Origin of the sequence: Arachnia propionica (genome assembly GCF_003932785.1) — a bacterium.
Classification (GTDB): domain Bacteria; phylum Actinomycetota; class Actinomycetes; order Propionibacteriales; family Propionibacteriaceae; genus Arachnia; species Arachnia propionica_B.
This window is the reverse complement of record NZ_RQYT01000001.1, coordinates 240,946-265,615: the sequence shown is the minus strand read 5'-3', so window position 1 is coordinate 265,615 and position 24,670 is coordinate 240,946. Positions and strand designations below refer to the sequence as shown.

The following is a 24,670-nucleotide window of genomic DNA, read 5'->3' as shown; positions in this document are numbered from 1 at the left end:
GCCGGGGTGCCCAGTAGGCTGGTGGCCATCATGACCACAGGTGTCTCCGATCCCAAGGAACTCGCGCTGGGCGACCGCCAGCGGTGGCTGTCCGGGCTGCCCCCGGCCACCCCCCGCCCCTGGTGGCAGCGGATGCTCCGAAGCCCCCTCTTCTGGCTCACCCTCGTCCTCGTGCCGTTCTACGCCTACTGCCTGGTGGACCAGTACCTCGTGCTCCACCCGGACCGCACCTTCCCCGATGGCACCGTCGCACTCGGGCTCAACAACGAGGCCCTCCGGATGGCGGCCTTCTGGGCGATGTGGACGGCGCTGGCCTACTGCCTGCTCTTCCTGTGGCTCGATCGGTTCCGGCCGCAACGTCCCCTCATCTGGCTGCTCACCTTCCTGTGGGGCGCCTGCGCCTCCACGTGGATCAGCATCCACGTCAACTCGTGGGCCGGGGAGATGATGCAGACCACGCAGGCCGATGCCGACGCCGGTACCCGACCCGCCATCTTCATCGCCCCATTCGTCGAGGAGGCGAGCAAGGCGACGGTGCTGTTCCTGCTCATCATCCTGTACCGCACCCGGATCGTCTCCCAGATCAGCATCGTCGCCCTGTCCGGGCTGTCGGCCATCGGATTCGCCTTCGTGGAGAACATCATCTACTACGGCCGCGTCATTGTGTACGCCATGAACACCATCGAGGTGGAGGACCCGACGGCCGCCGTCAAGGAGATGGTCATGCTCCGCGGCGTGTACACCTCCTTCGGGCACCCCCTGTTCACGATGATGACGGCATTCGGGCTCGCGGTGGCGCTCGGTGCCCGCAGCAAGTGGGTGCGCATCACGGCCCCCCTGGCGGGCTTCCTCGTCGGCGTGGCCGGACACATGCTGTTCAACGGGGTGGCGAGCCTCTACCCGATCGAGCAGCTCAAACCCCAGTGGTACATGGCGCTGGGCCTGGTGGCGATCCTCGTGCTCTACCTCATCCTCGGCGTCGTCGCGGAGGCCCGCCTCATCCGGCACCGACTCAACGACTTCCGGATGGCCGGATGGCTGCAGGAACGCGACCTCGTCGTCATCTCCGGCCCTTTCCGCCGGATCAAACTCCTCACCGCAGCCCTCTTCCGCGGCCCCCGGATGTGGTGGCGCACCGCCAGGTTCATCCGGCTCGTCACGGAGCTGGCCCACACCCGCGCCCAGGTCACGCGCGGCACCGTCGGGCCCGGCTCGGATGAACGCTGCCACGAACTCGTCCACCGGATCGAGGAACTCCGGTCCAAGGCCCTCACCGAGACCGAGGGCCTGACGATCCTCCCGCCGCGCCGCCGTCGCCGTCCCGCCCCGGCTCCCGCCCCCACCTATCCGCCGCCGGGATGGTCCCGATGAGCGGCCCACGCCTGGCCACCGCCCTCCACGCGCTGGTCGATGTCCTCCGGGAAACCCAGCTGCCGCTCCCCCTGGAGGGGGTGGAGGATCAGCGTGCCCTCGTCGCCAGCCTGGGCCACCAGACCCAGGACTACCTCCTGCCCCGGGCGCAGCGTCTCGACGCGCCCCTCCTCGCCGTCGTGGGTGGTTCGACGGGGGCGGGCAAGTCGACGCTCGTCAACACCCTGCTCGGCACGGTCGTCACCAGGGCCGGGGTCCGGCGCCCCACCACGACGGCGCCGACCCTCATCTGTCACCCGCTGGACCGGGAGTGGTTCCGATCCGGACCGGTGCTGCCACACCTCGTGCGCAGCGACGAGGCGGTCGCCGACTCCCGCGCCCTCCAGATCGTCGCCACCGAGGAACTGCCGGAGGGGCTCGCCCTCCTCGACGCCCCCGACATCGACTCCATCGACGACGAGAACCGTCGCCTCTCCAGACAACTCCTCGCCGCCGCCGACCTGTGGGTCTTCGTCACCACAGCGGCCCGCTACGCCGACGCGGTGGCCTGGGAACTCCTCCACGAGGCCGCTGAACGCGACGCCGTGGTCTGCACCGTCCTCAACCGCTGCCCGCCGGAGGCCGCCGCCGACCTCACCGCCCACCTCAAGGAGATGTTCCTCGCGCGCGGCATCAGCGCCCCTCAGGTGTTCACCATCCCCGAGCAGGACACCCCCGTCGAGGGCATGCTCCCCACCGAACTCGGCGCGCCACTGCGACGCTGGCTCGCTGAGCTGACCAACGGTCGGGGACGTCGCCACGCCGTCGCTGTCCAGACCCTCGCCGGGGCGGTCCGTCACCTCGACCCGCAACTGCGGGGCCTGGCGACCGCGGCCACCCAGCAGGCCGAGGCCATCGCCCACCTGCGCGAGGCCGCCGCCTCCGAGTTCCGGATCGCCACGAACGAGATCACCCGGGCCACCTCCGACGGCACCATGCTCCGCGGGGAGGTGCTCTCCCGCTGGCAGGACCTCGTCGGCACCGGCGAGTTCATGCGCGGTGTCGAGCAGCGCATCGCCGCGCTCAGGGACCGCATCACCGGCTGGTTCACCGGAGGGAAGAAGGCCGACGAGGTGCAGGGCGCGATCTCCGACGGCCTGTCCGCCCTCATCATCGAGAGTGTCACCTCCGCCTCCGACCGGGCCGCCACCGCCTGGGCCCGCACCCCGTGGGGACGGGTCCTCGCCGCCCGGGAACCCACCCTCGCCCGGCCGGAACCGGGCTTCGACCAGGAGGTCGCCTGGCTGGTGCGGGCCTGGCAGTCCGATGTGCTCAGCCTCGTCGAGAACGAAGGGCGCGGGAAACGACGCCGCGCCCGGGTGCTCGCCCTCGGCACCAACGCCGTCGGGGCCGCCCTCATCGTCCTGGTGTTCGCCACCACGGGTGGGCTCACCACCGCCGAGGTCGGCATCGCGGGCGGAACCTCGCTCGTCGCCCAGCGTCTCCTCGAGGGCATCTTCGGCGACGACGCGGTCCGGCGGCTGGCCACCCGAGCCAGGCGGGAACTCGAGTTCCGCGTCGAGAGCCTCATCGCCACCCACCTCGGCCGTTTCGAGGAACGCCTCGCCACGCTGCGGTTCGACGAATCCCTGCCGCAACGCCTCACCACGGCGGCCGAGGCGCTCCGGCTGGCCAGCGGCGACGCCTTCGACGCCCTCACCAGGCCGGAGGGCTTCTGATGCGGCGACGCCTGGAGAACCTCGACGAACTCGTCACCCTCACCGCGGGACGGGTGCCCGAGGAGGTCGTGGCCCGGGCCCGCGCCATCGCCCAGCGCGCCGACCAGCGGCTGCGGCTCGGCGAACAGACGGTCGTCGCGCTGGCCGGGGCGACGGGATCGGGGAAGTCCTCGCTGACCAACGCCCTCGCCGGAACGCAGATCACCGACGTCGGGGTGCGACGCCCCACCACCTCCGAGACCATGGCCGTCAGCTTCGGCCCCTCCAACCCCGAACTGCTCGACTGGCTCGGCGTCGTCCGTCGACACGAGGTCCCGGCCCCGGAGAAGGGGCTGCGCGACGTCGTGCTCCTTGACCTGCCGGACCACGACTCCGTGGCGCTGGGGCACCGCGCCGAGGTCGACCGGCTGGTGGAGGTGGTTGACCAGTTCGTGTGGGTGCTCGACCCGGAGAAGTACGCCGACGCGGCCGTCCACCACCGCTACCTGCGTCCACTCGCCGGGCACCGCGACGTCGTCACCGTCGTGCTCAACAAATCGGACCGGCTGTCCTTCGTCGCGCTCAAGGAATGCATGACGGACCTGAGAAGGCTGCTCGACGAGGCCGGCCTGACCGGGGTGCCGCTGCTCGCCACCTCGACCCGCTCCGGGGTCGGCATCGACGAACTCCGCCGCGACCTCGCCGCCATCGCCGCCAGGAAGACCGCGGCCCGCGCCCGCCTCTCCGCGGACCTCGACGCGGTCGCCGCCGAGCTGCGTCAGGCCTGCCGCGGGGACGTCGGCAAGGTCCCCGACCAGGTGGTGACGGAGATGGAGACGGCACTCGCCCAGGCAGCGGGGGTGCCGGAGGTCGTCGAGGCGGTGCGGCGCGGCATGATCCACCGAGGCTCCCTGGCCACGGGCTGGCCGCTGGTGTCCTGGCTCTCCCGGCTCCGCCCGGACCCCCTCAAGAGGCTGCGACTCGGGGCGGGGCAGCAGACCGCGGACGAACCCGTCACGCAGCGCAGCTCCCTGCCCACCCGGGGGCCCGTCGCCCAGGCGCGGCTGCGGATCGGGCTGCGGAACCTCGCCGACGAGGCCAGCAGCGGCATGTCCCCGGACTGGACCCAGGCGGTGCACCGGGCCGTTCACCGCGACGTCGACCATCTCCCCGACCTCCTCGACCAGGCCCTCGTCCGCACCGACCTCGGTACGGAGGAGGTCCCGATGTGGTGGCGGCTGTTCAAGGGGCTGCAGTGGCTCCTCGTCCTCGCCGTCGTCGTCGGGCTCGGGTGGCTCGGGGTCAACGTGGCGCTGGCCTACTTCGGGCTGCCGCCGCTCCCCGTCGAACCGCTCGGCCCGGAGGGCGGTGTCCGCATGCCCCTGCCGACCCTCATGGTGCTGGGCGGTCTGCTCGGCGGGGTCGTGCTGGGGGCGAGCGGCCAGTTCTTCGTCCGGCTGGGGGCCCGGGGAGCCGCACGTCGCGCCCGACGGCGACTCCGTCGCTCCATCAACGAGGTCGCGACGACCCATGTGCTCGACCCGCTCGGGGAGGAGCTGGGGCGGTTCGCTCGCGCGAGGAAGCTCATCGGCTGAGCGGGTGCACACCCGCTGGGAACTGGCATACTTGCCCACGGTCTACTCGAAGGGAAGCTTTGTGGCCGAGTTCATCTACACCATGCAGAAGGTCCGCAAGACGGCGGGCGAGAAGCTCATCCTCGACGACGTCACCCTGGCGTTCTTCCCGGGCGCCAAGATCGGTGTCGTCGGCCCGAACGGTGCCGGGAAGTCGACTCTGCTGAAGGTGATGGCGGGGCTCGAGCAGCCCAACAACGGCGAGGCGGCCCTGGCCAAGGGCGCCACCGTCGGCATCCTCCTCCAGGAGCCGCCGCTCACCGAGGGCAGGACGGTGCAGGAGAACGTCGAGGAGGCCGTCGCCGACCTCAAGGCGAAGATGAAGCGCTTCGACGAGATCGGCATGGAGATGGCCGAGCCCGACGCGGACTTCGACGCGCTCATGGCCGAGATGGGCGAGCTGCAGACCGAGCTCGACGCCCACAACGCCTGGGACCTCGACGCCCGGCTCGAGCAGGCCATGGACGCCCTGCAGTGCCCGCCGCCGGACACCCCCGTCGACGTGCTGTCGGGTGGTGAGCGTCGCCGGGTGGCGCTGTGTAAGCTGCTGCTCCAGCAGCCCGACCTGCTGCTCCTCGACGAGCCGACCAACCACCTCGACGCCGAGTCCGTGAACTGGCTCGAGGGCCACCTCAAGTCGTACCCGGGTGCGGTGCTGGCCGTCACCCACGACCGCTACTTCCTGGACAACGTCGCCGAGTGGATCTGCGAGGTCGACCGCGGCAAGCTGCACCCCTACGAGGGCAACTACTCCACCTACCTGGAGACCAAGCGGGAGCGCCTCCAGATCGAGGGCAAGAAGGACGCCAAGCGCGCCAAGATCCTCGAGAAGGAGCTCGAATGGGTGCGCTCCTCGCCGAAGGCCCGCCAGGCCAAGAACAAGGCCCGACTCCAGCGTTACGAGGAGCTCGCGGCCGAGGCCGAGCGGTTCCGCAAGATCGACACCGCCGAGATCAACATCCCGGCCGGTCCGCGGCTCGGCTCCGTCGTCCTCGAGGTGAGCCACCTCACCAAGGGCTTCGGCGACCGGGTCCTCATCAAGGACCTGTCCTTCTCGCTGCCCCGCGCGGGCATCGTCGGGATCATCGGCCCCAACGGCGTCGGCAAGACCACCCTGTTCAAGACGATCACGGGCATCGAGGAGGCGGACTCCGGCAGTGTGAAGATCGGCGAGACCGTCAGCTTCAGCTACGTCGACCAGAACCGCTCCGGCATCAACGCCGAGGACAACGTCTGGCAGGTCGTCTCCGACGGGCTCGACCACATCAAGGTCGGGAACTTCGAGATGCCGTCGCGCGCCTACGTCGCCTCCTTCGGCTTCAAGGGCCCGGACCAGCAGAAGAAGGCCGGGGTGCTCTCCGGTGGTGAACGCAACCGGCTGAACCTGGCGCTCACCCTCAAGCAGGGCGGCAACGTGCTGCTCCTCGACGAGCCCACCAACGACCTCGACGTCGAGACGCTGTCGAGCCTCGAGGACGCCCTCCTCGACTTCCCCGGCTGCGCCGTCGTCATCTCCCACGACCGCTGGTTCCTCGACCGGGTCGCCACCCACATGCTCGCCTGGGAGGGTGAGGACGAGGACGGCACCCCGCGCTGGTTCTGGTTCGAGGGCAACTTCGCCGACTACGAGGCCAACAAGATCGAACGTCTGGGGGCCGAGGCCGCCCGTCCGCACGCCTCGAAGCACCGCCGCCTGACCCGGTGAGTCATGGCTGACCCGGCCAGTTACCGGCCCAGGCCGGGCAGCATTCCCACGGAACCGGGGGTGTACCGGTTCTTCGACGCGTTCGACAACGTCATCTACGTCGGCAAGGCGAAGAACCTGCGCTCCCGGCTGAACTCGTACTTCGCCGACCCGGCGTCGCTCCACTTCCGCACCCAGACGATGGTGCGGACCGCGGCCCGGGTGGAGTGGACGGTGGTGGCCAACGAGGTGGAGGCCCTCCAGCTCGAGTACACGTGGATCAAGCAGTTCGACCCCAGGTTCAACGTCAAGTACCGCGACGACAAGTCGTACCCGTGGCTGGCGGTCACCTGGAGCGAGCGGTTCCCGCGGGTGTTCGTCGGGCGCGGGGCGAAGCGACGCGGCACCCGCTACTTCGGCCCGTTCGGTCAGGCGTGGGCGATCCGTGAGACCCTCGACGCCCTGCTGCGGGTGTTCCCCATGCGCTCGTGCACCGACGGGGTGTTCAAGCGGGCCGAGGGCTCCGGCCGTGCCTGCCTGCTCGGGGACATCGGCAAGTGCTCCGCCCCCTGCGTGGGCAGGGTGGGCCCGGAGGAGCACCGGGAGATCGCCGACGGGCTGTGTCGCTTCATGGCGGGCGAGTCGGAGCGGATCGTCGCCGACCTGGAACGGGAGATGCTCGCCGCCTCCGCCGAGCTGAACTTCGAGCGGGCAGCGGTCCTGCGGGACCAGCTGGCGGGGCTGACGAAGGCGCGGGAACGCAACACCGTCGTGCTCGCCGACGACACCGTCTGCGACGTCGTCGGTTTCGCCGACGACGGTCAGCAGGTCGCGGTGCAGATCTTCCACGTGCGGGGCGGGCGGATCGCGGGCGAGCGGGGCTGGATCGCCGACCGGGCGGACGATCGTGACCTCGCGGAGCTGCTGGAGCCCTTCCTCCTGCAGCTCTACGACGCGGAGAACCCGCCGCCCCCGGTGGTGCTGAGCTCGGTCCCGGCCGAGCCGGAGCTCATCACGGTGCTGGAGGAGCTGCGCGGCGGTCGGGTCGAGGTGAGGGTGCCGATCCGGGGCGACAAACGCGCCCTGCTGGAGACGGTGCTGCGGAACGCCCAGCTGGCCCTCGACCAGCAGGCCACCAAGCGGGCCTCGGACCTGACCACCCGCAACGCCGCACTGGAGGAGATCGCGGACGCGCTGGGCCTGGCCGAGCCGCCGCTGCGCATCGAATGCTTCGACATCTCCCACACCCAGGGGGTGGAGGTCGTCGGCTCCATGGTGGTCTTCGAGGACGGCCTGCCGAAGAAGTCCGACTACCGCCGCTTCATCATCAAGAGCTTCGAGGGTTCCGATGACCTCCGGGCGATGGATGAGGTCCTGACCCGCCGACTCGGTCGGCTGCTCGACGAACGGGGCCGGGGCGACGACGACGCCGACGGTCCGCTGCTCATCGACCCGACGACGGGGGCACCTCGTCGCTTCGCCTACGCCCCGGCGCTCATCGTCGTCGATGGTGGGGCGCCGCAGGTGGCCGCGGCGGCGAGGGTGCTCGACGAACTGGGGCTGGCGGGGGAGATCGCGTTGTGTGGGCTGGCGAAGCGGCTGGAGGAGGTGTGGCTACCGGGGGAGGAGTACCCGGTGATCCTGCCGCGCGCCTCCGAGGGGCTCTACCTGCTGCAACGGCTCCGCGACGAGGCCCACCGTTTCGCCATCGCCCATCACCGGGGTCGGAGGAGCAAGCACATGCTGGCCTCGGCCCTCGACGACGTCCCCGGCCTCGGCGAGATGCGTCGCAAGGCCCTGATCTCCCACTTCGGCTCGATCAAGCGGCTCCGCGAGGCGAGCGTCGAGGAGATCGCGAAGGTGCCGGGCTTCGGCCCGAAGCTCGCCGCGACGGTGCAGCAGGCGGTGGCAGGTACGGCGGGCGAGGCCATCAACCTCACCACCGGCGAGGTCACCGAGACGTAGATTCCGACCCATCCGGCTCGCCTGCCTTGACTTGGAAACGCCTGCCTTGAATCGAATCGCCTGCCCAACAAGACAGGTGAGCCGGGGAAATGGCAGGCGAACCGCAGTGAAGACAGGCGAATGAGGGGGGGCATGCGGAGGAGGCCGTGACCGGAGAGGAAATCCACGGATTCACTGATAGGCTGCTCGGGAAGCTGGCGCCCCTTGGGGCACGGGAACCCGGTGGGAATCCGGGACTGACGCGCAGCGGTGACGGTGACGAACCTGTCGTGGGACCACTGGGGAGACCCGGGAAGGTGACGGGGGAGGGTGAGCCGGAGTCCGAAGACCGCAGCTTCATGTCCTGTCGGTCGAGGGCCTCGCGCATGGGCTCGTGGACTCTGGAGTTGTGTTGGACCGTACCGCTCTGGTTCGTGGCACCCGTCGGTGGTTGACGCTGCCCATCCTCATCGTGATCCCCGTGTTGACCGCGCTCAGCATCGTCTACTCGGTCAACATCGGCTCGGAACGCCTCGACCCCGACGCCATCTGGCAGGTCATCCAGGCCCACCTGTCCGGGACCACCAGTGACAACCGCGCCGTGGAGGCCATCGTCTGGGAGCTGCGGCTCCCGCGGGCCCTGCTGTCGGTCATCGTCGGCGCCGGGCTCGGCATCGCGGGCTGCGCCATGCAGACCCTCGTCCGCAACCCCCTGGCCGACCCCTACCTCCTCGGTGTCTCCTCCGGGGCCTCCGTCGGTGCGACCGCCGTCATCACCTTCGGGGTGCTGTCCGGATTCGGCCTGTGGGCGATCTCCGCGGGCGCGCTCCTGGGGGCCTTCGGCGCGGCCCTCGCCGTCTACCTGGTCGCGATGGCCCAGGGCGGGCTCACCCCGATCCGGCTCGTGCTCTCTGGTGTCGTCCTCTCGTCGGCCTTCTCCGCCATCGCGAGCTTCCTCGTCTTCAAGGGGCCTGACCCGCGTGCCGCCCAGTCCGTGCTGTTCTGGCTCCTCGGCAGCGTCTCCGGCGCCCAGTGGGACCGACTCATGCTGCCCTTCGTCGTGGTGCTGGCCAGCCTGCTGGCGCTCATGCTCGTGAGCGGCTGGCTCGATGCCCTCGCCAGCGGTCCCGATGCGGCCGCGGCGCTCGGGGTTCCGGTCAATGTGCTGCGCCAGGGCCTGTTCCTGCTCCTCGCGATCCTCGTCGGGGTGCTGGTCGCGGTCTCCGGGGGGATCGGTTTCGTCGGACTCGTCGTCCCGCACCTGTGCCGGATGATCGTCGGCTCCCTCCACCGACGGCTGCTGCCGGTCTGCGCGGTCATCGGCGCCTTCTTCCTCCTGTGGGTGGATGTCGTCTCCCGCGTCATCGTCGCCCCCGCCGAGGTGCCCCTCGGGGTCGTGACGGGTCTGGTCGGTGCCCCGGTGTTCCTCATCGTCATGGGGCGCCGCAGCTACGGATTCGGGAGTGCAGCATGACCACGCTCAGGGCAGAGGGGCTGAGCTGCTCCATCGGACGACGTCTCATCGTCTCCGGCATCGACCTCGACGTCCAGCCGGGCACCATGACCGCCATCGTCGGCGTCAACGGCGTCGGCAAGTCCACCCTGATGCGGGTGCTGGCGGGGATCCGCCCCGCGACCGCCGGGAGGGTCCTCGTCGACGGGGTGCAGCTCGCGGACATGCGCCCCCGGGAGCGGGCCAGAAGGCTGGCCTTCGTCGCCCAGGAGGAGACCCCGCCGGACGAGCTGACCCTCGCCGAGATGGTCGCCCTCGGAAGGCTGCCCCACCTCATGCCATGGCAGCTCGGAGGCCACCGGGAGCGACGGATCGTCGAGGAATGCCTTGACCTCGTCGGGCTCGCGGAGCTGCGGAACCGGCGCTGCAACCAGCTCTCGGGCGGTGAACGACGCCGGGCCATGCTGGCGAAGGGGCTGGCCCAGCACACCGAGCTGCTGCTGCTGGACGAACCGACCAACCATCTCGACGTCCACCACCAGCTCCACCTCCTCGACGTCATGCGCAGCATCGGCCGCACCATCGTCGCGACCATCCACGACCTCGACCTGGCCATGGGGTGGTTCGATCAGGTCGTCATGCTCGCCGACGGTGGGATCCATGCCGCCGGTGCCGCCCAGGACGTGATGACCGCCGAGAACCTGGAGTCCGCCTTCCACGTGCGGGCCCGCCAGGTCGAGGCGGTCGAAGGCGGGGTCCCGCACCTCGTCATGGATGGCCTCGTGCCGACATTGACCCCTGAAACGAAGGAAGACAGATGACCACTCGCCGCCGAATCCGGGCCCTCGCCTGGCTGACCGTGCCCATGCTGGCGCTCGGAGCCTGCTCCGCTCCCGCCAACCAGACCCAGCAGACCAGCAGTGCCCCCGCCGCATCCAGTGGGGCCGCGGGTGGCGGCTCCGCCGCGCCCGCGGGGAGCCTCACCGTGACCAACTGCGGGAAGGAGCTCACGCTGTCCGCCCCCGCCACGAAGATGTACATCAACGACGGCAACATCATCGCGCTCGCCCTGGCGGCCGGAGCCGTCGACGAGATCACCGCCGTCAGCAGCATCGGTCGTGACCTGCCGATCCTCACCGCCAAGTACGGCGAGGAGACCGTCAGCAAGCTCAAGGAGGTCTCCCCGGAGTACCCGGCGCTGGAGTCCGTCCTCGCCGCCTCGCCGGACCTCATGGTGGCCGGGTGGGGCTACGGCTTCGACGAGGCGAAGAACCTCACCCCTGACAGCCTCGAGGGCAAGGGGATCTCCTCCTACATCCTCACCGAGTCCTGCCGGCAGCAGGAGGGTGGAGCCGAACGCGGCATCGTCGACCCGTGGGAGGCCGTCCGCATCGACATCACCAACCTCGGCACCCTCACCGGCCACAGCGACGTCGCCAAGGGCGTCGTCGACGACATGGATGCCCGCCTGAAGGTCCTCGAGGCCGCCCCGAAGGCCGAGAAGGCCCCGGTCGTCTTCCTCTTCGACTCCGCGAAGGACGCCATCTTCACCAGCGGATCGCTGGGCGCCCCCACCGCCATCATCGAGGCCGCGGGCGGGGTCAACGCGACGGCGGACGTCAAGGACACCTGGACCCAGGTGAGCTGGGAGAAGCTCGCCAACTCGAACCCCGACCTCATCACCTTCGTCGAGTACCCCGGCCAGACCTACGAGGAGAAGGTGGAGAACCTCAAGTCCCACCCCGCCACGAAGGACCTTCCCGCGGTGAAGGAGGAGCGCTTCCTCAACCTGCCCTACGCGATGTGGACGGAGAGCCCCATCAACATCGACGCCGCGGAGTACGTGCGCAAGTCCTTCGAGAAGCACGGGCTCGTCCCGGCATCCGAGGTGACCACGAAGCTGCCGATGCCGGCCGAGGTTCCCGGCCAGGACAAGCTGCCCTGAGTCGGTCACCCGCTAGGCTGGTGGGAGTCGTCGAAAGGAAGACGGATGCGACGCCGCACTCTCCTCGGCACTGCCACCCTCATCGCCCTCAGCGGCTGCTCCCCTCGAGGAGGGCAGCCGGGCGCTCCCACCAGCCCCACCCCGACCCCGACCACCACGGAGCCGTCCACCCCGCCGTCGGACCGGGTCGAACGGCTCAAGCAGGAGGCCCTGGCGCTGACCAGGGGGATGATCGACGGCGACCCGCAGCCGATCATCGACCGTGGCACCGAGCAGCTCCGGCACGCGGCCGACGCCGCTGCCCTGGCCGATGCCTGGCGGCAGGTCTCCGAGCCGAAGGGTCCGGTGGTCGGCCTTGCCGGGGCGGGGCTGTTGACGCAGCAGGGCGACCAGGCGGTCATCGTCGTCCTCATCGACCTGGAGCGGGGGCGGCTGGTCACCCAGTACGCATTCGACGGTGAGGATCGCATCGCAGGCTTCCACTTCCGTGACCCGCTCCCCGCGGACGAGGCAGCCGTGACGGGGCCCACCCGGAGCGAGGAGCCGACGGGGTACCAGGCGGAGGCGGTGTCGGTGGGAGAGCACTCCCTCACCGGCGAGTACGTCACCCCGGCCCCCGGCGTCACGGCCCGGCCCGTCACCGCGCTCCTGCTGGGGGGATCCGGCCCCACCGACAAGGACGGCACCGTCGGCAGCACCCACATCCTCAAGGATCTCGCGGCAGGACTCGCTGCCGCCGGGATCAGCTCCCTGCGCTACAACAAGCGATACCTCGAGCAGCCCAACAGTGACGGAGCCATGACGCTGGCGACCGAGGTGCTCGACGATGCCGCGGCCGCACTCGACCTGGTGGCCGGGCTGCCCGGCAGCGGCGGTCACCGCGTCGTCGTCATCGGACACAGCCTCGGCGGGATGCTCGTGCCGCATCTGCTGGCGACCCATGCCGACGTGGCTGGCGGGGTCATCCTCGCGGGCAGCCCCCGGCATCTCGCCGACATCCTCCACGACCAACTCGTCGCGCGCCTGGGCGACGGGGAGGACGCCGACGCGGAGCGGGAGAGGTTGGCGTCGGAGGTGGCCGCCGCGAAGGCCGCCACGGGAGGCGACGAACAGATCCTCGGCGTCCCGGGCACCTACTGGGAGAGCGTCACCCGGATCCACGGCAGCCTGGCGCAGGACCTGGCCACCGCCGGGGATCCCATTCTGATCCTGCACGGCGGCGACGACGGCCAGCTCCCCGCAGCCACCGACCACGAACCGTGGGCCGAGGTCGCCAGCGGCCCCACCGTGGAGCGCCGACTGTTCGAGGGCCTCAACCACCTGCTCATGCCGACGGCCGACACGCAGGGCAATCTCGACTACGTCACCCCCAACCACCTCGACCCGCAGGTCGTCGCGGCGATCTCCGACTGGGTGCAGCGCCACGTCGAGGCGTGACCTCCGCCCGGCGGGCCGCGGTGGTCAGCCCTTGACCGCCCCCGCGACGAAGCCGGAGGTCATCCGGTGCTGGACCAGCAGGAACAGGATCATCACCGGGATGGTGATGAGCACCGACCCCGCCATCGCCCCGCCCCAGTCGAAGCCGCGCAGACCCTGCTGGAAGGACTGCAACCACAGGGGCAGCGTGATGGAGGTGTTGCGTGACAGCACGATGAGGGCCAGGGCGTACTCGTTCCAGGCGTGCAGGAACGAGAACACACTCGTCGCGACCAGTCCCGGCGCCAGCAGCGGGAGCGTCACCTTGACCATCGCCTTGAAGCGGGAGCAACCATCCACCATGGCGGCCTCCTCCAGTTCGAGGGGGACACCCGCGACGAAGCCCCGCATCATCCACACGACGAAGGGCAACAGCCCGGCGATGTAGAGCAGGGACAGACCCATCACCGAGTTGAGGAGGTTCCAGCCGTCGAGCATCCGGTACTGCGACAGGAACATCGCCTCGGCCGGGATCATCTGGATCACGAGGATCGCCACGATCATCGTGTTGCGTCCCACGAACTTGAACCGGGTGAGGGCCAGTGCCGCCAGCAGCGACAGCACCGTCGTCGTGAACACCAGGATGAGCGCGATGCTCATCGACATCCCCAGGGCCTGCCAGAAGGTGGCATCGGTCAGAACCTTACGGAAGTGGTCGAGGGTGATCGGGGAGGGCACCAGGTTTGGTGGGTTGTTGAGCAGATTGCGCTCCAACTGGAGGGAGGAGTTGATCATCCAGTAGACGGGGAGGGCCCACAGCGCTGCCGAGAGCAGCACCACGATGTTGACCACGCTCCTCGCCAGGTGCTTGCGGCGCATCAGTCGTCTCCTCGGGTGTAGAGCATGTGGATGTACTTGGCGGTGATGACCACCGTCACCAGGAGGATGATGGTGGCGATGGCGGAGGCGAGCCCGTACTTGCTCTGCGAGATACCCATCTGGTACACGTACGTGCCCAGCAGGTTGGTCTCGGTGGAGATGCCGCCGGACTGCTGCAGCACATGGATCTGGGTGAACACCCGGAGATCCCAGATGATCTGCAGGATCCCGATGAGGGCCACGACGGGGGAGATGATCGGATAGATCACGTGGCGCAGCCGCTTCCAGTAGCTGGCCCCGTCGAGTTGGGCCGCCTCCAGCAGCGCGTCGTCGACCTGGGTCAGTGCGGCGTAGATCGAGATCGACGCCAACGGCATCGACCCCCAGATGATGATGACCGACGCCACCAGGTGGAACGTCCACGGGCTGCTGGCCAGCCAGGAGAACCCGTTGAACTGCTCCAGCCCGAAGGTTGCGAGCACGAAGTTCACCAGCCCGAAGTTCGGGTCGACGAGCCACTGCCACACCGTCAGGGCGGCCAGCATGGGCATGGCCCACACCACCACGAAGGAGGTGTTGAGCAGGGTTCGGGCCCAGGGGCTGGCCTCCTTCATCAGGAGGGCCAGCCCCACGGCCAGGATCATCGTCACCCCGGCGGTCCAGGCGCAGAACAACAGGGACTTGCCGAGCACCTGCCAGAAGTACGGGTCGCCCAGCACCTTGACGTAGTTGGTCAACCCCACCCAGGGTGCCGGTGCCCCGAACTGCTGTGCCAGGCCGAAGTCCTGGAAGGACAGGACGAACTGGTTGACGAGCGGGTAGCCCGCGAACAGCAGCACGAAGGCGACGGATGGCGCGAGCAGCAGGTAGGGGATGAGCGGTTTGATCTTCTTCATCGTCAGGAGTTGAGGGCGTCCTCGATCTGCTTGCCGTACTTCTGCGCCACGGCCTCGAGGTCGTCACTCTGTGCGATCTCGGTCCAGAAGTCCTGGATGAGGTTCTTGCCCTCGGCGACACCCCACTGGGGCGTGTTGGGAGTGAGCTTCGAGTTCCCGACGACGGTGGCCGAGATCTCCCCGAAGGCACCGGGGATCTTGTCGCCGTAGGTCGTGTTGCCGGGCACCCAGCCATCGGCGGCGATGAGTTCCTGGAACTTCGGGGCGAAGATGACCCGCAGCGCCTCCTTCGCCAGGTCGGGGTTCTGGGCGTTCTTGGCGATGGCGATGGTGGACCCGCCGGAGAAGGACTTGCCCACCTCGCCGGGGTTCAGGCCCGGGATGGGCATGACCGCAACCTTGTTCTCGTCCCAGAGGGCCTGGTCGATCTTGCCGGTGATGTTGCCGGTGCCGATGAGCACGGCCACCTTGCCCTCGTTGAAGAACTTGTCGAAGGACTGCTGCGAGGCCTGGGAGGCCACCGAGTAGATCGTGGCCTCGGTGAACAGGCGCTTGATCCGCTTGATCGAGTCCATCGACTGGGGGGAGGTCACCTGTTGCGTCCACTTGTCCCCGTCCTTGGTGGCCCAGTCGCCGCCGCCCGCGAACCACAGGGAGCCGACGGAGTGCTCGTCCCCGGCAGCCAGGTACAGGCCGCAGAAGTCCGGCGTGTTCTGTGGGTTGGTCTTGGTGAGCTGGATGACGGCATCGGCGAACTCGTCGAGGGTCTTCGGTTCGGCGATGCTGGCGGCCTCGAAGATGTCCTTGCGGTAGTAGATGCCGCGCGCCCCGGCGTAGAGGGGGAGGGCGTACTTGACGCCGTCCCAGCTGCCCGCGTCGACGAAGCTCGGGATGAGTTTGGCCCCACCGAGTTCCTCGTAGAGATCGTCGACGGGCATGAAGGCGCCGACGCTGGAGAAGGCCGAGGACTGCGTGTTGCCGGTCTCGACGAGGTCAGGGCTCTCCGAGCCGGAGGACAGGGCGGTCTGGAGCTTCGACATGACGCCCTCCCACGGCTGGATCTCCACCGTGAGGGTGTTACCGGGGCTCTTGGCGGCGAACTCGTCGGTGAGGTGCTTGATGGCGGCATCCGAGATGGAGCCCTCCATGAACCACACCCGAACCGTCCTTCCGGTGCCGGTGGCCTGGCCGCCGCCACCACTGCCCCCGTCGGAGCCGCAGGCCGCGAGCGTCGTGGCGAGCGCTCCCGCGCCCAGACCGAACAGTGAACGCCTGGTGAAACTCGTTGACATCGTCGTCCCTTCCGTCGTTGACGCCCCGGCGATCCGGGGGCGCATCCACCCCGTGCAGCCGAATGTTTCGGCTGGTCACCGAGGTGTTGCTCCCCGCCGGGGTGTGTTGAGGTGCAACTCTGCGTGCCCTCGGTGCGTTGGAGAGAACGCTCTCACAGGTCGGACTCGGGGAATGGGCATGTCAACGCGAACATGGCTAGGATTGACCAAAAAGCTGACAATAAGGGGTGGCGGGGGTCACCCGGCTCGGGTGTGAAAGAAGGATCGTGATGCCCAAGCGGAGACGAGGCAGGGAACGCCGTCCCCGGACTGAAGTCGAATTGTCACCCGAGCCCCGCCACAGGGAGGCCGGGAGCAGGGACGAGGGGAGGGAACTGCTCGCCAGGTTGCTCGCCTTCAGCCGGGAGGTGCCCCTCGTGCTCATCTCGGCCACCGTCGACGGGGATCGCTTCACCGACCCGCAACGCGTCGCGGCCACCGGGGCCGAGGTCTGGACCATCAGCCACGAGGTCTCCGACCTCATCCGGGACAATCTTGGGCGCGACCTCACGGTGCACAACGGGGCCAGCCGGATCTTCCCTCCGGGGATCGAGTGGCAGGAGAACCCCCGACTCTCGCCCCTGTTCGTCGCGATCGAGCCCTGGCAACGTGAGAAACAGCAGGATGGGGTTCTGGCGGCCCTCGCCCGCATCACGGCCCCGGCCGTTCCGGAGCCCGAACCGGCTCCTGCGTCGGGGGGTGCCCGAACCGTTCCGACCCCGGAGGCGGCAGCCGATCTGGCGAGACACCTGCTCGACCCCGAGCGCTCCCATCCCGTCGTCGTCATCACCTCCGCCCGGGACGCCGAGGGCCCGTACGTCGATGCAGGGCGTGTGGCCGACGAGCTGGGTGAGACCGTGCCCGTCCACGTCATGGCCACGGGGGTGATCTCCTGGGCCTTCTCCGACGTGCTGCCGCCGAACTGCGAGGTCTACGGCGGTGCCTCCCGGGTCTACCCGCCAGGAGTGGACTGGGCGCAGGATCCCTTCCGCGTGCCGCTGCGGTTTGCACGGGACACCCGTGAAGGGGAGCGGGTCGGCCTGCAACTCGTGGCCGACGCGCTGCGTCACGTCGAGCCCACCGAGCACCGAAGCGCGACCCTGCGGCGGGAGGTCGCCGCGACGGGGACCGTCGTGGGGATCGTCGCCGAGTGTGCCCTCCTGCGACTCGACGACGGCCAGATGGCCCACGCCTGGCCCGAACTCGTCGCCCACGACGTGGCGCCGGAGCGGGTCTTCGCCCGCGGTCAGCGGGTCCGGGGACGCTTCGACGAGGCGAGCCGTCGCCTCGCCCCTGAGCGACGCGACGCCTCGGAGGCGCTCGCGGGCGTTGCCGTGGGCGACGTGATCCTCGTGCGGGTGGCCTCGGTCGCCGAGCACCGTTGCTCCGTGGAGCCCTTCCCCGGATTCGCCGTCGATCTCTCCCCGGAGCAGCTCGTCGCCTCGGACCAGGGCAAGGACCTCCGCAGTCTGGTCACCCCGGGCGAGGTCATCCCCGTCGAGGTGCTGGGCTGCGGGGTCGCCGCCCGAACGTGGCGGCTCTCCGCCCTCATCGACGACGTGGAGCCGTCCCCGGCTCCCTCACTGCTGCCCGAAGGGCCACCGTGGCTGACGCCGGCCAGTGACGAGCCGGAGCCGATCGAGGAACCGCGGCCCGTGACCTTCAGGGAGCCGAGGGGGCCGAGGGTGGCGGCGCCGGAGCCCGACGACGACGTGGTGGTGCAATTCCGCATCGAGAACGAGCGGCTCATGGCGCAGGTGCGGACGCTCGGCGAGGAGGTGACGAAACTGAAGGGTGCCAGGGAACGGGACGCCCGGAAGATCCGTAGCCTGGAGCGGAGCAAGCGACAGGTCAAGAACCACGACGGGGAGGCGGAACGCATCCTCCGGGAGGACGGCAGCCGGTTCGCCGACCCGGAGGAGCAGCTGCGCTTCGAGGTGTACCTGGCGTGGGTGCGTCGCTTCAGTGACCAGGAGCGCAAGGGGGAGCGCAGACTCATGGACTGGACGATCGGGGAGGGGTTCTTCGAATCCTGGGCCGAGGTCCAGGGAGTGGAGCGGGCCAAGGTGGTGGACGTGATCGTCGAGGTGCTCACCGATCTCGCGCCACGGGTGAGTGCGCGGGAGGTGCACCAGCTCCGCAGCGGTTCCGGTGGGGACGACCCGCCGCGCACCCGGGGACGCGAGACCGCCTGGCGGGTGTCCCTCCAGGTCGGGACCCCGGGGGCCAGGCGGCTCCACTACTGGAAGGGGGACGGCGTCATCGAGCTGTCCAGCATCCGCCACCACGACGACCTGCGGACGTGAGCGGCCGAGCGGTCATCGGGTGAGGGACTGCGGGGTGGCCCGGCGGAACAGCGCCGAGGCCACGACGGCCACCGCGCCGAGGGTGAGGCTCACGATCATCCCGCCACGACCACCGAGGGCGTCGATGGCGAGACCGGCCGCCGCCGAGCCGAGCGCCGCGCCCATGAGCTGTCCCGTGGTGAGCCAGCCGTAGGCCTCGGCGGTGTCGGCGAAGGAGACGCTGCTCGCGATGATCGACGACATCGCCGCGATGGCCGGTGCGGTGCCGAGCCCCGTGACGAACAGGGCCGCGGTGATGCCCCAGAAGCCCTGCATCATCGTCGCGGCGCCCAGTCCGGCGGCCATGACGAGCAGGCGGACCGGCATCGACCAGCGGTTGACGACGCGGTTGCCGACGGCCAGCCCGCCGAGGAGGGAGCCGAGGGAGGACAGGGCCAGGACGTAGCCCGTGAGCAGCGACCCCTCCCCGAAGGTGCCGACCACGGCCGCCTCCATCGCTGCGAGGCAGCCGATGACCAGGAAGGACACCCCGGTCATGAGCAGCACCGAGGGGTTCGCGAGTACCCGGCCGAAGCGCCCCGTCGAGGCGGGGATCCTGAGGCGGCGCACCACGGGGTCGAGGATGAACAAGGCGCCGCCCCCGACCTGCACTCCCAGCACCACGAGCATCGCCGTCGTGGAGCCCAGCGTTGCCACCATGGTGGTGATGAGGACTGGTCCCAGCACCCAGATGATCTCCTGGAGGGCCGCGTCGAGGCTGAACAACGCCTGGACCCGCCCGGGTGGCGCCATGGTCGGGTAGAGGGTCCTCACGACGGGCTGGATCGGCGGGATGGTGGCCCCGGCGACGGCCGTGAGGGCGAGCATGGCCCACAGCGGCATCGGGAACAGGACCACTGGCAGCAGGGTCAGGGTGGAGATCGTCAGGCAGGCCAGCAGGACCGGTTGCGTGCCGAAGCGGTGCAGTTGTCGGGAAACGATTGGTCCAGCCGCCGCCATACCGATCGACAGGGCTGCCAGCACAGCGCCCGCGGAGGCGTAGTTGCCCTTGAGGTGCTCGACGTGCATCAGCATGCCCAGCGAGGTCATCCCCGCCGGGATGCGGGCGATGAGCTGGGAGGTGATGACCCGTGCCAGGCCGGGGGAGGAGAGCAGATCAGCGAAATGACGCACCGGCCGAGTCTAGACCTTGCGGCGGGGCGGGGCCGACGCCGACTTGAACGGTGTTCAAAGCCCGTGTTGAATGTCCCTCGCAACTCGACCCAGGAGGTAATCGTGACCGCCACCCCGGCCAAGTCGACCTTCTCCTTCCAGGCCACGGATCTGGCCCACGTGGGAGTCTTCGGTGCGCTCATCGCCGCGCTCGCCATCGTGCCCGGCTTCCAGATCGGACCCGTCCCCTTCACCCTCCAGACACTGGGGGTGGCCCTGGCGGGCCTGTGCCTCGGCCCCATCCGGGGCTTCGCCGCGGCCTCCCTGTACCTCGTGCTGGGAGCCATGGGCCTGCCGGTGTTCAACAAGGGCGCCGCGGGCATCGGCACCATCCTCGGCCCCACGGGTGGGTATCTGCTGTCCTTCCCCTTCGCAGCCCTGCTGAGCGGTTTCGTCGCCATGCTCGTCGTGCGGCGAGGTCTGTCGGCCCTCACCCCGTTCCTGCTCTTCGGTGGCCTGCTCCTGTCGCGTTACCTCGTGATCCTGCCCTTCGGGGTCATCGGCCTCATGCGGGCCCTCGGCAAGAGCTTCCCGGAGGCCCTCGCCATCGATGCCTCGTTCTGGCTGAGCGACGCGATCAAGAGCGTGGTCGCCGTCCTCCTCGCCGTCGCGGTTCACCGGGCCTTCCCCCGCCTGCTGGTGCAGCGTTGATCCGATTCACCGACGTCTCGGTCGCCATCCCTCCGGTGATGCGGGATGACGAACCGAAGGTGTTGCTGAAAGACGTCAGCCTCACCCTCGCCGAGCGCAGGGTGGCCGTCATCGGGGCCAACGGCTCCGGCAAGTCCACCCTGCTCCGGCTCATCAACGGCATGCGACGTCCCACCTCGGGGCGGGTGGAGGTCGACGGGCTCGACAGCGTCACCGACGCGGCCAGGGTCCGCAGGCACGTCGCGTTCATCTTCACCGACCCACTCGCCCAGCTGCTGATGTCCAGCCCCGTCGAGGACGTCGAGCTCAGCCTCAGGCACCTGCCGAGGCGGGAACGACGGCCGAGAGCCCTCGCCCTGCTCGCCGAGCGGGGCCTCGACGACAAGGCCCACCAGAGCATCTACGACCTCTCCGGCGGCGAAAGACAACTCGTCGCCCTCACCAGCGTGCTCGCGGTCGAACCAGCCGTCCTGGTCGCCGACGAACCCACCACGCTGCTCGACCTCAGGAACCGCGTGCGACTCCGCCGCACCCTCGCCGACCTGCCCCAGCAGCTCGTCCTCTCCACCCACGACATGGATGTGGCCGCCGACGCCGAACGGGTGATCGTCATCGACGACGGCCGGGTCGTCGCCGACGGGGGGCCGCGCGAGACGATCGACTGGTACGAGCGGGCGATGAGCGCGTGAACGTCGATTCCAGCCTCCTCGGCCTCCACCGTCCCGGTACCGGATGGCTGTTCCGCATCGGCGTCGGGTGGAAGTACCTCCTCATGCTCGCCCTCGTCCTGCCCCCACTGGTGGTGCGGCAGTGGTGGTGCACCGTGGCCGTGATCCTGCTCACCCTCGTCCTGTTCGCCTCCTCCGGGATCGGCCCGCGACGCTCGCTGCGCCTCGGCTGGATGATGTGGGTGATCCTCGCCGCCGTCGCCGCCCTCCACCTCATCCCCGGCGACGTGGCCTCAGCCGTCGTCACGGCCGGGAACCTCCTCCTCGCGATCATCGGGGCGCGACTGGTCACCCTCACCACTCCCACCTCGGAGATCCTCGACGCGGTGGTCAGCGCCCTCGCCCCTCTCCGCCACATCGGGGTCAACCCGGAACGCGTCGCCCTGACCGTCGCGCTCATGATCCGATCCATCCCCCACATCATCGGGCTCGTCGACGAGGCGCGGGACGCCGCCAGGGCCCGCGGGGTGTCCCGGAACATCGTGGCCGTGCTCTTCCCCGTGATCCTCGGGACGGTCGCCCATGCGGAACGAACCGGCGAGGCGATGGGGGCGAGGGGGCTCGGCGAACGTTAGGGTGCTGCCATGGGTCAACCTCAGGAGTCCCTGGAGATCGTCATCATCACCGGCATATCGGGGGCCGGACGCCGCACCGCGGCCCACACCATGGAGGATCTGGGCTGGTATGTCGTCGACAATCTGCCGCCCACCCTGCTACCTGCCCTGGCGGATCGGCTCGGGGCGGACGAACGGATCGCCGTCGTGGTCGACGTCCGGTCCAAGGTGCAGTTCGACCAGCTGCCCGACGCCTTCGCCCAGCTCAAGGCGCGCGGCTACCGGGTCACCGTCATGTTCATCGAGGCCACCGACGACGTGATCGTCCAGCGTCAGGAGTCGAACCGTCGCCCCCTGCCCCTCCAGGGCGGGGACCGGCTCATCGACGGCATCGTGCGGGAGCGACGCCTCCTCGCGGACCTGCGGGCGACGGCGGACATCGTCGTGGACACCTCCAAACTCAGCGCCCGGCAGTTGGCGCAGCGGGTGGCCAACCACTTCGGCACCGACGCCTCCGACAAGCTGCACGTCGCGATCATGTCCTTCGGGTTCAAGAACGGCCTCCCCGTGGACGCCGACATCGTCTTCGACGTCCGTTTCCTGCCCAACCCGTTCTGGGTGCCCGAGCTGAGGCCGAAGACCGGCCTGTCGCCGGACGTCGCCGGCTACGTGCTCGGCCACGAGGCCGCCCAGGAGTTCCAGGAGCGGATGGTCGGGATCGTCGACACGGTCGCGCCCGGCTACCTCACCGAGGGCAAACGACAGGTCACCCTGGCCATCGGCTGCACGGGCGGCAAGCACCGCTCCACCTCCATGAGCGAGGAGCTCGCCACCCGCCTGCGCGAGCGTGGCTACGGGGTGAGCGTGCTCCACCGGGACCTGGGGAAGGAATGAGCACCCTCGGGACACTGCCGAAGGTGGTGGCCTTCGGCGGTGGTCATGGACTCCACGCCTCCCTGTCCGCGCTCCGACGGGTCACGGACAGGCTCACGGCGGTCGTCACCGTCGCCGACGACGGCGGCTCCTCCGGACGGCTTCGCACGGAGCTGGGGTGCCTGCCCCCCGGCGACCTGCGCATGGCGTTGGCCGCGCTGTGCGGCGACGACCAGACCGGCCGGGCCTGGGCCCGGGTGCTGCAGTCCCGATTCGGCGGCGACGGCCCCCTCGCGGGCCACGCCATCGGCAACCTGCTCATCGCCGGGCTCTGGCAGCAACTCGACGACCCGGTGGCAGGCCTCGACATGGTGGGGGAGCTGCTGCGGACCCGGGGCCGGGTGCTGCCCATGAGCTCCGTGCCGTTGCAGATCGAGGCGGATGTCCTGGGACTCGACCCCATGGCCCCCGACGAGATGTGCACCCTCGCCGGGCAGGCGACGGTGGCCAAGACCCGCGCCACCGTGCAGGCCGTCCGGCTCATACCGAAGGACCCGCCCGCCCACCCGGAGGCGGTCGCGGCGGTGCGGGACGCCGACGCGATCGTGCTCGGCCCCGGATCGTGGTTCACCTCCGTCATCCCGCACCTGCTCGTGCCCGACCTGCGCGACGCGATCCTCACCACCGAGGCCAAGCGCATCCTCGTGCTCAACATGGCCGCGGCGGAGGAGACCGACGGGTTCACCGCGTCCCGCCACATCGAACTGCTCGCCGAGCACGCCCCGACCCTCAGACTCGACGTGGTGCTCGCCAACGATCAGTTCGCCGAGTCTGACCGCCATCTGGCCAAGTTTGCGGCCTCGCTGGGAGCGGAACTGGTGGTCGCGGACGTCGGAGTCCACGACGGCACGGCACGACACGACCCGAATCGGTTGGCGGCCGCCTACAGCGAGCTGCTCATCGGGTAGTCGGTGCCCCTGAGGTCATGGAATGATGGCCCCTATGGCATTGACCCAGAAGGTGAAGGCTGAACTGGCGGCTGTCGCCATCCCTCATCCCAACCCCCGCCGCGCCGAGGTGGCCACCATGCTGCGCTTCGGCGGTGGGCTGCACCTCGTCGGTGGGCGCATCGTCGTCGAGGCCGAACTGGACTCGGCCGCCGCCGCTCGCCGACTCCGCACCTGGATCCACGAGCTGTACAACCTCGACTCCGACCTGCTGGTCATCAACGCCTCCGGGCTGCGCCGCACCACCCGCTACGCCGTGCGGGTGATCCGCGACGGGGAGGCGCTCGCGCGACTCAGCGGACTCGTCGACCAGCAGCGACGCCCCGTGCGGGGCCTGCCGGCCTCCGTCGTCGGTGGTTCCATCGCCGACGCGGTGGCGGTGTGGCGGGGTGCCTTCCTCGCCCGCGGCTCCCTCACCGAGCCCGGCCGCTCCATGGCCCTCGAGGTCACCTGCCCCGGCTCCGAGGCCGCACTCGCCCTCTCCGGGGCGGCGCGTCGGCTCGGTATCTCGGTGAAGTCCCGCGAGGCGAGGGGAGTGGAGCGGGTGGTCATCCGCGACGGCGAGATGATCGCTGACCTCCTCACCAGGATGGGGGCCCAGGAGACCCGGCTGCTGTGGGAGGAGCGACGGATGCGCCGCGAGGTCAAGGCGCAGGCCAACCGCCTCGCCAACTTCGACGACGCCAACCTGCGTCGTTCCGCCCGGGCCGCCGTGGCCGCGAGCGCCCGCGTCGAACGCGCCTTGGAGATCCTCGGTGATGACGCCCCCGAGCACCTGGTCGCCGCCGGGCGACTGCGTCTCGAGCACCGTCAGGCCAGTCTCGAGGAGCTGGGCAAGCTGCACGAACCGCCGCTGACGAAGGATGCCGTCGCCGGACGGATCCGTCGCCTGCTCGCCACGGCCGACAAGGCCGCTGAGCAGCAGGGTATCCCCGGAACCGAGGCATCGCTGCCCCCTGAGCTGCGCGAGTCCCAGTGACCGGGGGCGGTCTACTGGTCCGGGAATGATGCGGCTAGGATGTGAAGCGTCAGTAATCGGGTGTGTGACGCCGTCGGCGTCGATCTGCCCAGGCATCTCTCGAAGGAGAT

20 protein-coding genes and 1 riboswitch are annotated in these 24,670 nt (G+C 69.7%); of the genes, 16 read left to right on the top strand and 4 right to left on the bottom strand.

The features are described from left to right. The first annotated feature begins 30 nt into the window (after positions 1 to 30). From EII35_RS01205 to EII35_RS01165, 9 genes are all read left to right on the top strand, one after another. Positions 31 to 1,371: a PrsW family intramembrane metalloprotease gene (locus tag EII35_RS01205; RefSeq protein ID WP_125226629.1), complete on the top strand. Its 1,341-nt coding sequence runs from the start codon at positions 31 to 33 to the stop codon at positions 1,369 to 1,371. Further along, on the top strand, positions 1,368 to 3,089 hold the full coding sequence (locus EII35_RS01200) for a P-loop NTPase family protein (RefSeq protein WP_125226628.1): 1,722 nt from the start codon (positions 1,368 to 1,370) through the stop codon (positions 3,087 to 3,089). Before EII35_RS01205 ends, EII35_RS01200 begins: the two co-directional genes overlap by 4 nt. After that, complete coding sequence (locus EII35_RS01195) at positions 3,089 to 4,663, top strand: GTPase (protein ID WP_125226627.1); 1,575 nt, start codon at positions 3,089 to 3,091, stop codon at positions 4,661 to 4,663. The genes EII35_RS01200 and EII35_RS01195 overlap by 1 nt, the downstream gene beginning before the upstream one ends. A 61-nt stretch (positions 4,664 to 4,724) precedes the next feature. After that, on the top strand, positions 4,725 to 6,407 hold the full coding sequence (gene ettA / locus EII35_RS01190; RefSeq protein ID WP_125226626.1) for an energy-dependent translational throttle protein EttA: 1,683 nt from the start codon (positions 4,725 to 4,727) through the stop codon (positions 6,405 to 6,407). A 3-nt stretch (positions 6,408 to 6,410) separates the two neighbouring features. Further along, complete coding sequence (gene uvrC, locus EII35_RS01185; RefSeq protein WP_125226625.1) at positions 6,411 to 8,351, top strand: excinuclease ABC subunit UvrC; 1,941 nt, start codon at positions 6,411 to 6,413, stop codon at positions 8,349 to 8,351. A 177-nt stretch (positions 8,352 to 8,528) separates the two neighbouring features. Next, a riboswitch (cobalamin riboswitch) is annotated at positions 8,529 to 8,701 on the top strand. 41 nt (positions 8,702 to 8,742) lie between these two features. Beyond that, a complete protein-coding gene (locus EII35_RS01180; RefSeq protein WP_260464967.1) occupies positions 8,743 to 9,804 on the top strand; it encodes a FecCD family ABC transporter permease in 1,062 nt (353 codons plus the stop codon). Continuing rightward, positions 9,801 to 10,604: an ABC transporter ATP-binding protein gene (locus EII35_RS01175; RefSeq protein ID WP_125226624.1), complete on the top strand. Its 804-nt coding sequence runs from the start codon at positions 9,801 to 9,803 to the stop codon at positions 10,602 to 10,604. Before EII35_RS01180 ends, EII35_RS01175 begins: the two co-directional genes overlap by 4 nt. 32 nt (positions 10,605 to 10,636) lie before the next feature. After that, entirely contained in the window at positions 10,637 to 11,728 is a 1,092-nt protein-coding gene (locus EII35_RS01170) for an ABC transporter substrate-binding protein (RefSeq protein ID WP_185744098.1), read from the top strand. 45 nt (positions 11,729 to 11,773) lie between these two features. Beyond that, positions 11,774 to 13,165: an alpha/beta hydrolase gene (locus EII35_RS01165; protein ID WP_125226622.1), complete on the top strand. Its 1,392-nt coding sequence runs from the start codon at positions 11,774 to 11,776 to the stop codon at positions 13,163 to 13,165. Between the two features lie 24 nt (positions 13,166 to 13,189). Here the strand turns inward: EII35_RS01165 and EII35_RS01160 are convergent, their stop codons facing one another. The 3 genes from EII35_RS01160 to EII35_RS01150 are packed head-to-tail and all read right to left on the bottom strand — an operon-like array spanning position 13,190 to position 16,211. After that, positions 13,190 to 14,023 carry a carbohydrate ABC transporter permease gene (locus EII35_RS01160; protein WP_125226621.1) on the bottom strand — a complete coding sequence of 278 codons (834 nt, stop codon included), beginning with the start codon at positions 14,021 to 14,023 and terminating at the stop codon, positions 13,190 to 13,192. Beyond that, positions 14,023 to 14,919, bottom strand: a complete 897-nt coding sequence (locus EII35_RS01155) for a carbohydrate ABC transporter permease (protein ID WP_125226620.1) — start codon at positions 14,917 to 14,919, stop codon at positions 14,023 to 14,025. The genes EII35_RS01160 and EII35_RS01155 overlap by 1 nt, the downstream gene beginning before the upstream one ends. A 2-nt stretch (positions 14,920 to 14,921) precedes the next feature. Beyond that, positions 14,922 to 16,211 carry an extracellular solute-binding protein gene (locus EII35_RS01150; protein ID WP_125226619.1) on the bottom strand — a complete coding sequence of 430 codons (1,290 nt, stop codon included), beginning with the start codon at positions 16,209 to 16,211 and terminating at the stop codon, positions 14,922 to 14,924. A gap of 269 nt (positions 16,212 to 16,480) precedes the next feature. On the opposite strand from EII35_RS01150, the gene EII35_RS01145 reads away from it, so the two are divergent. Next, a complete protein-coding gene (locus tag EII35_RS01145; protein ID WP_125226618.1) occupies positions 16,481 to 18,556 on the top strand; it encodes a hypothetical protein in 2,076 nt (691 codons plus the stop codon). 12 nt (positions 18,557 to 18,568) lie between these two features. Here EII35_RS01145 and EII35_RS01140 read toward each other — a convergent pair whose 3' ends face one another. Next, the gene (locus EII35_RS01140; protein ID WP_125226617.1) at positions 18,569 to 19,729 is read right to left on the bottom strand and encodes an MFS transporter; all 1,161 of its coding nucleotides are present in this window, start codon (positions 19,727 to 19,729) and stop codon (positions 18,569 to 18,571) included. 102 nt (positions 19,730 to 19,831) lie between these two features. Here EII35_RS01140 and EII35_RS01135 point away from each other — a divergent pair, with 102 nt between their 5' ends. The 6 genes from EII35_RS01135 to whiA are packed head-to-tail and all read left to right on the top strand — an operon-like array spanning position 19,832 to position 24,560. After that, positions 19,832 to 20,419 (top strand): biotin transporter BioY, encoded by a 588-nt coding sequence (locus tag EII35_RS01135; RefSeq protein WP_260464966.1) that lies wholly within the window; start codon positions 19,832 to 19,834, stop codon positions 20,417 to 20,419. Further along, positions 20,416 to 21,108, top strand: a complete 693-nt coding sequence (locus tag EII35_RS01130) for an energy-coupling factor ABC transporter ATP-binding protein (RefSeq protein ID WP_221739641.1) — start codon at positions 20,416 to 20,418, stop codon at positions 21,106 to 21,108. Before EII35_RS01135 ends, EII35_RS01130 begins: the two co-directional genes overlap by 4 nt. Then, positions 21,105 to 21,722 (top strand): energy-coupling factor transporter transmembrane component T family protein, encoded by a 618-nt coding sequence (locus EII35_RS01125; RefSeq protein WP_125226615.1) that lies wholly within the window; start codon positions 21,105 to 21,107, stop codon positions 21,720 to 21,722. The genes EII35_RS01130 and EII35_RS01125 overlap by 4 nt, the downstream gene beginning before the upstream one ends. A 9-nt stretch (positions 21,723 to 21,731) precedes the next feature. Continuing rightward, positions 21,732 to 22,595 carry an RNase adapter RapZ gene (rapZ, locus tag EII35_RS01120; RefSeq protein WP_125226614.1) on the top strand — a complete coding sequence of 288 codons (864 nt, stop codon included), beginning with the start codon at positions 21,732 to 21,734 and terminating at the stop codon, positions 22,593 to 22,595. Next, complete coding sequence (locus EII35_RS01115) at positions 22,592 to 23,542, top strand: gluconeogenesis factor YvcK family protein (protein ID WP_125226613.1); 951 nt, start codon at positions 22,592 to 22,594, stop codon at positions 23,540 to 23,542. The genes rapZ and EII35_RS01115 overlap by 4 nt, the downstream gene beginning before the upstream one ends. Positions 23,543 to 23,576: 34 nt before the next feature. Next, entirely contained in the window at positions 23,577 to 24,560 is a 984-nt protein-coding gene (gene whiA / locus EII35_RS01110; protein WP_125226612.1) for a DNA-binding protein WhiA, read from the top strand. The last annotated feature ends 110 nt before the right edge of the window (positions 24,561 to 24,670 follow it).